The 7,901-nt window shown below is 68.7% G+C and carries 9 protein-coding genes and 1 pseudogene; 6 read left to right on the forward strand and 4 right to left on the reverse strand.

Annotated features, from left to right (window positions below; translation table 11 throughout):
* Window positions 1-95: 95 nt before the first annotated feature.
* Window positions 96-1,422: pseudogene (locus FJV46_RS15805) on the forward strand (APC family permease).
* 144 nt (window positions 1,423-1,566) lie between these two features.
* On the opposite strand, the gene FJV46_RS08745 reads toward FJV46_RS15805, so the two are convergent.
* A complete protein-coding gene (locus FJV46_RS08745; RefSeq protein WP_087028638.1) occupies window positions 1,567-2,109 on the reverse strand; it encodes an acyl-CoA thioesterase in 543 nt (180 codons plus the stop codon).
* A 60-nt stretch (window positions 2,110-2,169) separates the two neighbouring features.
* Between FJV46_RS08745 and FJV46_RS08750 the strand changes: the two genes are divergently transcribed.
* Complete coding sequence (locus tag FJV46_RS08750) at window positions 2,170-2,904, forward strand: maleylpyruvate isomerase family mycothiol-dependent enzyme (protein ID WP_087028640.1); 735 nt, start codon at window positions 2,170-2,172, stop codon at window positions 2,902-2,904.
* A gap of 65 nt (window positions 2,905-2,969) precedes the next feature.
* Entirely contained in the window at window positions 2,970-3,971 is a 1,002-nt protein-coding gene (locus FJV46_RS08755) for an NADP-dependent oxidoreductase (RefSeq protein ID WP_087028642.1), read from the forward strand.
* A 174-nt stretch (window positions 3,972-4,145) separates the two neighbouring features.
* Here the strand turns inward: FJV46_RS08755 and FJV46_RS08760 are convergent, their stop codons facing one another.
* Window positions 4,146-4,778: a GNAT family N-acetyltransferase gene (locus FJV46_RS08760; RefSeq protein ID WP_087028644.1), complete on the reverse strand. Its 633-nt coding sequence runs from the start codon at window positions 4,776-4,778 to the stop codon at window positions 4,146-4,148.
* 226 nt (window positions 4,779-5,004) lie between these two features.
* Between FJV46_RS08760 and FJV46_RS08765 the strand changes: the two genes are divergently transcribed.
* The 3 genes from FJV46_RS08765 to FJV46_RS08775 all read left to right on the forward strand — a co-directional run bounded on the left by FJV46_RS08765 (window position 5,005) and on the right by FJV46_RS08775 (window position 7,058).
* Window positions 5,005-5,289 carry a hypothetical protein gene (locus FJV46_RS08765; RefSeq protein WP_087028646.1) on the forward strand — a complete coding sequence of 95 codons (285 nt, stop codon included), beginning with the start codon at window positions 5,005-5,007 and terminating at the stop codon, window positions 5,287-5,289.
* Between the two features lie 110 nt (window positions 5,290-5,399).
* Window positions 5,400-6,227, forward strand: a complete 828-nt coding sequence (locus FJV46_RS08770; protein ID WP_087028648.1) for an aldo/keto reductase — start codon at window positions 5,400-5,402, stop codon at window positions 6,225-6,227.
* 54 nt (window positions 6,228-6,281) lie between these two features.
* Window positions 6,282-7,058, forward strand: coding sequence for a sulfite exporter TauE/SafE family protein (locus tag FJV46_RS08775; protein ID WP_232008511.1), 777 nt, complete (start codon window positions 6,282-6,284; stop codon window positions 7,056-7,058).
* Between the two features lie 44 nt (window positions 7,059-7,102).
* Here FJV46_RS08775 and FJV46_RS08780 read toward each other — a convergent pair whose 3' ends face one another.
* Both FJV46_RS08780 and FJV46_RS08785 read right to left on the reverse strand, forming a co-directional pair.
* Complete coding sequence (locus FJV46_RS08780; protein WP_087028650.1) at window positions 7,103-7,765, reverse strand: pyridoxine/pyridoxamine 5'-phosphate oxidase; 663 nt, start codon at window positions 7,763-7,765, stop codon at window positions 7,103-7,105.
* Window positions 7,766-7,774: 9 nt separating this feature from the next.
* Window positions 7,775-7,901, reverse strand: a 127-nt coding sequence (locus FJV46_RS08785) for an integrase core domain-containing protein (protein ID WP_140995578.1), incomplete at its 5' end; no start/stop codon positions are given.

Raw genomic sequence — 7,901 nt, forward strand, 5'->3', positions numbered from 1 at the left:
AAACGCCACGATCGGCGGTAGTTCTTGCGCGCCGAGCGGTATGGGGTGGAAATCACGTAGACAGCAGGCTTAGCAGTTCACCTACACTGACGCTCATGGCCACGCAACAGACCACTGACACCCGACTCAAACAGGGCATCTCGGGCCCGCTGCTCTACCTCTTCATCCTCGGGGATGTCCTCGGGGCGGGCGTGTACGCCCTGGTGGGCGTGATCTCCGCGGAAGTGGGCGGAGCGATCTGGATGCCGCTCATGGTGGCCCTCGCCCTGGCGCTCCTGACTGCGGGCTCCTATGCCGAGCTCGTCACCAAGTACCCGAAGGCGGGAGGCGCCGCGGTGTTCGCGGAACGCGCCTTCAGGAAACCCTTCATCTCCTTCCTCGTCGGCTTCTGCATGCTTGCTGCGGGCGTGACCAGCGCCGCCGGCCTCGCCCAGGCCTTCGCGGGCGGCTATCTCACCACGTTCATCGACGTACCGGCGGTCCCCGCAGCCCTGGTGTTCCTCGTCCTGCTGGCACTGCTGAACATGCGCGGCATCAAGGAATCGGTGCGCAGCAATGTGGTCATGACCGTCATCGAGGTCTCCGGGCTCGTCCTCGTGATCGTGGTGGTCGGCATCTTCATCGCCGGCGGCAACGGCGACATTTCCCGCGTCAACGACTTCCCACCCGGCGTCGGCGCCGCCTCCGCCGTCCTGTCGGCATCGCTCATCGCCTACTACTCCTTCGTCGGGTTCGAGGTGTCCGCGAATGTCGCCGAGGAGGTCCGCGACGTCAGCCGGGTGTACCCGAAGGCCATCTTCGGCGCACTCCTCACGGCCGGCGTCGTCTATCTGCTGATCGGGCTCGCCTCCTCGGCTGCCCTCCCCCCCGGAGGAGCTCGCAGGGTCGAGCTCACCGCTGCTCGACGTCGTCGCAGCGACCGGCGCGGGAATCCCGAACTGGCTGTTCAGCCTCGTGGCCCTCATCGCCGTCGCGAACGGCGCCCTGCTGACCATGATCATGTCCAGCCGCCTGACCTACGGAATGGCCGAGCAGGGCCTGTTCCCCTCGGTGTTCAGCCGCGTGCTGCCGCATCGCAGGACGCCGTGGGTGGCCATCGTCGCCACCACGCTGGTGGCCATGATCCTCAGCCTGACGGGCGGTCTCGAATCCCTCGCCTCGACGGTGGTCCTGCTGCTGCTCTTCGTGTTCCTGAGCACCAACATCGCGGTGATCGTGCTGCGGAAGGACGAGGTCTCGCACCGGCACTTCCGCATCCCCGCGGTCTTCCCGTACCTCGCGATCGCCTCGTGCATCCTGCTCCTCACCCAGCAGACGGGCGAGATCTGGCTGCGCACGGCGATCCTCCTGGCCGTCGGCCTGGCCCTCTACGCCGTCCAGACGCTGGTGCGCGGCGGCGCAAGAGCCACCCGCGCGTCCTGACGCCCGACACCAGGTCCGAGAACAACGCCGGGCGTAAAGCGCCGGGATCGACGCCGGGTGCCGGGTGCCGCTGCAGGCTCGGCCAGATCGGCAGGCTCGGCCCGCCCGGTGGGTTCGGCCCGGTCGGCCCGAGGGCCGGGCACGTCACCAGGCGTGGGGCGCGGGTCTCCGGGTACTCGGCAGCGCGTTGTTGACGCGCCACTCGTGGATCCACTCCGGCAGCACGAGATCTGCGGGCGGAGCACCGAAGGCCGCGATGATGTCCTCGTTGCTCACCGGTCCGGCCTTCGAGACGAGCCGCGTCGCGATGAAGGCCCGTGCATAGATCTCGCCGTCGGCCACCGTCCGGTGCTCGAAGTAGATGGCGCGGTCGTCGAGGCCGATCACGCGGGTCTCGATGCTGTACTTCTGCCCCAGGGTCAGCGACCTGCGGAAGCTGATGGTCTCCCCCGCGGCCACCGGGCTCCAGCCGCGCCGCCTCATCCGGCGCCAGACACCGCTCCGCACCATGAGATCGAAGCGCCCGAGGTCGAAGACCGAGAAGTACATGCCGTTGTTCATGTGCATCGCGATGTCGATGTCGGTGGGCAGAACCCGCAGACTGATGCTGCCGGGCTCCCACATGGTCAGGGGCGAGCGGCGGCGCGAGCGGAACAACTGCAGCAGCGTGCGGAGGATCAGGTGCATGCCGCTACATTACTCGTCGGTAACATCGCCGCCCGGACGGCCCGCGCCTACACTCGGTTGATGCAGACCTCCCCCTACGCTCTTCCCTTCGAACGCTATCGGGAGTTGCTGGATCAGGAGTACGCAGCGCTCTCCGACCTCGTGCAGCCGACCCTGGACCGGCCGGTCCCGGCATGCCCCGGGTGGAACGGCGAGGATCTCGTGCGGCACACCGCGATCGTCTTCCTGCAGAAGGCGGAGACCATCAGGACCGGCACGCGGCCGAGCCACGGATGGCCGCCCGTCAGCGTCGGCAGTCTGCCGCCGCAGCCCCTCCTTGCGCACTGCTACACCCGGCTCGTGGAGGAGTTCGACGCCCACCCGACGTCGGACCCGGCGGAGACGTGGGTCCCGGAGGACCAGACGGTGGGTTTCTGGGTGCGGAGGTTGACCCATGAGACCGCGATCCACCGCGTCGACCTGGAGCAGGCAGCGGGCCGGTCCGTCAGACCACTGGATCCCGCACTCGTGATCGACGGCATCGACGAGGTGCTGACGGTCATGCTGGGCCGGGGACGACCGGACCCGGCGGCCTCCGGTGACGTGGCCAGGCTCGAGGCCGGCGGCCACAGCTGGGACGTCCGGCTCTCACCCCAGCGCGCTACTGTGCAGCGCGACGCTGAAGTGGACGGACGCACCGCCGTCGCGTGCGATCCCGAGCAGCTCTTCCTCTGGCTGTGGGGCCGCACTGCAGCCCCCGGCGTCGTTCCCGCCGCCGCCACGGAACTGCGGTCCCGTCTGGCGCGTGCGCTTTAAGTGGAATAGATCCTCCGGATAAGGTGTTCCCGCCTGCAGGACACCGATCAGCATCAGGAGCAGCCATGACCACCAGCACGCAGATCCAGCTCACCACGCGTCCCGCTGGGAGCCCCACGCCGGAGAACTTCTCCACGGTGTCGGTGGAACTCCCCGACCTCGGGCCCGACCAGGTGCGCGTCCGCAACGAGTTCGTGTCCGTCGACCCCTACATGCGCGGACGCATGAACGATACGAGGTCCTACGTACCGCCCTTCGGCCTGGACGAGACCATGACCGGCGGTGCAGTGGGTCGCGTGGTCGAATCGACCGCGGAGTCGCTGCCGGTCGGCACCGCCGTCCTCCACGGACTCGGGTGGCGCGACCTCGCCCAGGGCCCAGCCGCCCAGTTCTCCGCCCTGCCGGACACGGAACTCCCCCTGTCGGTATTCCTCGGTGCGGCGGGCATGACCGGCCTGACCGCCTACGCAGGCCTCACGCGTATTGCGGCGCTGAAGAAGGGGGACGTCGTGTTCATCTCGGGCGCGGCCGGCGCGGTCGGGTCCATCGCGGGCCAGGTGGCCCGGAAGCTCGGCGCCTCCCGCGTCATCGGCTCGGCCGGCTCTGCGGACAAGGTCACGCTGCTGAAGGAGAAGTACGGGTACGACGACGCGTTCAACTACAAGGACGCGCCCGTCCGGCAGCAGCTGCGCGCCGTCAGCCCCGAGGGCATCGACGTCTACTTCGACAACGTGGGCGGGGATCACCTCGAAGCAGCCCTCGATCGACTCACCACGGGCGGACGGGCGGCCCTCTGCGGCGCGATCTCGCAGTACAACAACACCGAGCGCACTCCCGGACCGGACAACATGGCCAATCTCGTGACGCGCTCCCTGAAGCTCGAGGGATTCATCGTGGGGCAGCATCAGGACCTGCAGCCCGAGTTCGCGGAGAAGATGACGGGCTGGCTGACCGACGGCAGCGTCGTCTTCGACGAGACCGTCGTGGACGGCATCGATCATGCCGTGGAGGCCTTCCTCACCATGATGGCCGGAGGCAACACCGGCAAGATGCTCGTCCGGATCTGACCGCGGCACCGCCGGTATCGCCGTCGGTCAGGCCGAGCTGTTCGATCGCCGGGGTCACGGCACGGTTCGGCGTCGTTGGACGTGTGGCGGAGCGAATCCTGCTCCGGCCCTACCTCCACTGCCTGATCGGCAGACGCGATCGGTACCTGGTCACCCACCGGCACCGTCCGGGTCCTAGTCGTCCCTGGCGGAGCGGAGCGTCGTCTCGAACCGCCTGCGCTGGTCCGCCGGCAGGAGGGACCGGTACTGCGGGAACTCGGCGAGGAACTCACGGACCCTCGGGCAGTAGGGAACGACGGCGAGGCGCCGACGGTGTGCGTTCAGGAACACCTGGCGGATGAGTGCAGGCTCCACATCGACGGCGTCGAACCGTGGATCGACGACGGCCTGGACGAGGACGGCGTGCGAGCCCTTCATCTCGTACTTGACGTGGCCCACCATGGTGCCGTCACTGAAGAGTTCGAACCGGGAGAACAGCGCGTTGTCGCGGAACCCGCTCCGTGTACGGACCGGTTCCGTGCGGGCTTCCGCCTGCACCTCCCGCCGCTCGATCTCCTCCACCAGTTGCTCGTACTGGTGGATCGCCTCCATGGGCGGAAAATCGCGGTCGAGCTGCCGGTAGGTCTGGTTGCACAGCACGCGCAGTTGCCGGGTGGACACGACCGCGAGATCCTCGGGGAAGTCCGCTTCCTCGGCACGGGGTGCGGGGTGCGGCACGGCTTTCGGAGCCACACTCCACCCGAGCTGCTCCGACTCGGGGACCGGTACGGACTGGGGGCGGTACTCGACGAACGGGGTGGTTTCCATGATCAGCTCCACGATGGTGGTTCGATGGCCCGCTGCTAGGCTCTGCCGAAAACTATAGAGTCAAACCCGCCGGAAGGGAAATTAAGTACCCTTACCATCCGCCCCTTCGCGTGCTGCACTTGATCGAATCTTGCGGTACCGCCCCGCCGGAGTTGAGCCGGCGGCCAGTAGTGTGACCGGACAGCCGTCGCGTCGACCAGGGGCGGACACGGATCGAGGAGTCCCCTTGCAGTCAGCCACCGCCCGCACCGCCATGAGGGCGTCGTCCCTGTCCCTGCGCGAGGTCCATCTCCACTACCTCAATTCCGGCGGCTCCGCCGACGAGTTCGAGCTCGACGCCTATCTCCACGACCTGGTGAACCTGCCCCGCGACGAGCGCGACTGCATTGCACAGGCCGTCAACGAGCTCATCGACGACCTCCTCGCGGACGGTCTGGCCGGCCTCCCGCCGCGGGCGGACTACAGCGACAGCGCGGCCACGCCGACCGACGGCCAGCGCCTCGTCGGCTGATTCCCCGACGACCGACGGATCGCGCGAGGGATCGGTCGGGTCCGTGTTGACTCCCCCCCACCGCAGGGACAGGCTGGTGCTGATCCGACCCCTCGAGCAGGAGCTTCCCCATGCCACTCGCCCCCACCGTCCAGCTGCACAGCGGCGCCCACCTCCCGCTCCTGGGGCTCGGCACGTGGCCACTGGACGACGCCGCGGCCGCCGACACCGTGAACCTGGCGATCGAGACGGGGTACCGACTGATCGACACGGCTGAGAACTACCGCAACGAGAAAGGCGTGGGCGAGGGGATCCGCCGCTCTGGTGTCGCGCGGGAGGACCTCTTCATCACCACCAAGTTCAACCGCGAGCACCACAGCGTGGACGGCGTGCGGACCGCCTTCGAGACGTCAGCGAGCCTGCTCGGCGTCGACTACGTGGACCTGCTGCTGGTGCACTGGCCCAACCCCGACCAGGGCAGCCACGTCGAGGCCGTCCGGGGCATCGCAGCCCTCCTGGAGCAGGGCTTGGTCCGTGCCATCGGGACGTCCAACTACAAGCCCGCCCACCTCCGGGCCGTCCTCGACGCGGGAATCGTGCCGGACGTGAACCAGATCCAGCTCGATCCGCAGCGCCCCCGCATCGAGGAGCGCGCGTTCCACAACGAGCACGGGATCGTCACGGAGTCCTGGAGTCCGCTGGGCCAGGGCAGCGGTCTTCTCGACGAGCAGGCCGTGCGCGCCATCGCCGACGCCCACGGCCGCACACCCGGGCAGGTGGTGCTGCGCTGGCACGTGCAGCAGGGTCTGGTCGCCATCCCGAAGTCGTCCAACCCGGAACGCCTGGCCCAGAATCTCGAGATCTTCGACTTCGAGCTCTCCGGTGAGGAACTCGCGCGGCTCTGCCTGCTCGGATCGGACAGTGCAGACGTGATCGATGCGGACGAGTTCGGCCACTGATCGATCCCTCGCCCGCGTCGTGGCGGCACCACCCAGCCGAGAGGAACTCCCCGCGTGATCGAGATCGCTGCGATCCTCGCGGCCGGGTTCTGGGCCGGGATGATCAACGTCGTGGTGGGCTCCGGGACGCTCGTGACCTTTCCCACCCTGCTGCTGTTCGGTTATCCACCGATCGTCGCGAACATCTCGAACAACATCGGGCTCGTCGGCGGCGGGCTGTCGGGCTCCTGGGGGTACCGCAGGGAGATCAGGGCCAACACGGGGCTCCTGCTGCGCCTTCTGCCGCTCTCCGTCCTCGGCGGCCTGGGCGGCGCCCTCCTGCTCCTCGTCCTGCCCGCCGAGGCCTTCCAGGCCATCGTCCCGATCCTCATCATCATCGGCCTGGTGATGGTGGCGCTTGCCCCGCGCGTCCAGCGGACCGCAGCAGCGAAGGCCGGTGACGCCGTGCCGGACACCGCACCGTCCCGGCGTCGCGCCGTCCTCCTGCTCGCCGGGATCGGCGTCCTCGGCATCTACGGCGGGTACTTCGGAGCAGCCCAGGGCATCCTGATCGTCGGGCTCATGAGCATGGTGACGGTCGAGAGCCTGCAGCGGATCAACGCGATCAAGAATGTGCTCACCACCGCGGTCAATGCCGTCGCCGCGGTCACCTTCATGCTGTTCGCGTGGGAGTCCATCGACTGGGGGATCGTGCTCACCATCGCCGTCGGTGCAACCCTCGGCGGTCTCGTCGGCGCGAAGGTGGGGCGTCGGCTCCCGCCGCTCGCGCTGCGCGCCACCATCCTCGTCATCGGTGCCGCCGCCCTGATCCGCATCGCCTTCTTCCCCTGACCCTGCCCGGCCCTCCCCCGAGCCGGCCACCTGTCTCAGGACTTCTAGGGCCAGAGCATCTCCTGGCGCCAGCCGGCCCCGAAGCGTGAGTAGAGCAGGCGGGTATGGCGCCGCTCCTGATCCGCCTGCCAGAACTCGACGGCGTCCGGGGCCACCGTGAACACCGTCCAGGTGGTGGATGCCGGCCCGTCCGCCGCCTCGATGCGGCGGACCTGGTCCTCGACGGCGGAATCGAGCTCCGCCCGGCCCTGCAGCACCGAGCTCTGGCTGCCGGCCAGCACCAGTGCCCGGGCCACGGGGTGACGTCGCTGGAAATCGGCGTCGTTCTCCTCGGTGGTGCCTGTGGTCACCCCGCCCCGGATGCGGATCTGGCGTCCGGCCGCCGGCCAGAAGAAGGTCAGCGCGGCCCGCGGATTCGCTACCAGCTGACGCCCCTTCGGGCTGTCCGTGCTCGATGCGACCTGGAACCCGTCCGCCGTCGCGTCCTTGAGGATCACCACGCGGGAGTCCGGCGCGCCGTCGTCCCCCACGGTGGACAGGTGGACGGCGTGCGGCGCCGCGACGCCGTCGTCCACGGCCCGCTGCAGCCACTCGTGGAAGAGCCCGAGCGGTGAGGCCGGCGCCACCGCCGGGTCGAAGGGCGGCATGTCCTCGGGGAAGACGGGGACGCCACGGACGATGTCGCGGATACTGCCTGAAGGGCTCATGCCGCCACCCTAGCTGTACTGCCCAGGGAGGTTGGTTAGCCGGGTGATGGGTGGTTTGCCTCCGATGGCGGTGTGGGGCCTGTGGTGATTGTATTCGTGGAGCCAGCCCGGTAGTGCTGCCCGGCGGGCTGATTCG

Origin of the sequence: Arthrobacter agilis (assembly GCF_006494655.1) — a bacterium.
Classification (GTDB): Bacteria; Actinomycetota; Actinomycetes; order Actinomycetales; family Micrococcaceae; genus Arthrobacter_D; species Arthrobacter_D agilis.

Coding starts and splice junctions, on each gene's coding strand:
- FJV46_RS08770 (WP_087028648.1), top strand. CDS start 5,400: ATGCCACTCGCCCCCACCGTCCAGCTGCACAGCGGCGCCCACCTCCCG.
- FJV46_RS08745 (WP_087028638.1), bottom strand. CDS start 2,109: ATGCACCTGATCCTCCGCACGCTGCTGCAGTTGTTCCGCTCGCGCCGC.
- FJV46_RS08760 (WP_087028644.1), bottom strand. CDS start 4,778: ATGGAAACCACCCCGTTCGTCGAGTACCGCCCCCAGTCCGTACCGGTC.
- FJV46_RS08750 (WP_087028640.1), top strand. CDS start 2,170: ATGCAGACCTCCCCCTACGCTCTTCCCTTCGAACGCTATCGGGAGTTG.
- FJV46_RS08780 (WP_087028650.1), bottom strand. CDS start 7,765: ATGAGCCCTTCAGGCAGTATCCGCGACATCGTCCGTGGCGTCCCCGTC.
- FJV46_RS08755 (WP_087028642.1), top strand. CDS start 2,970: ATGACCACCAGCACGCAGATCCAGCTCACCACGCGTCCCGCTGGGAGC.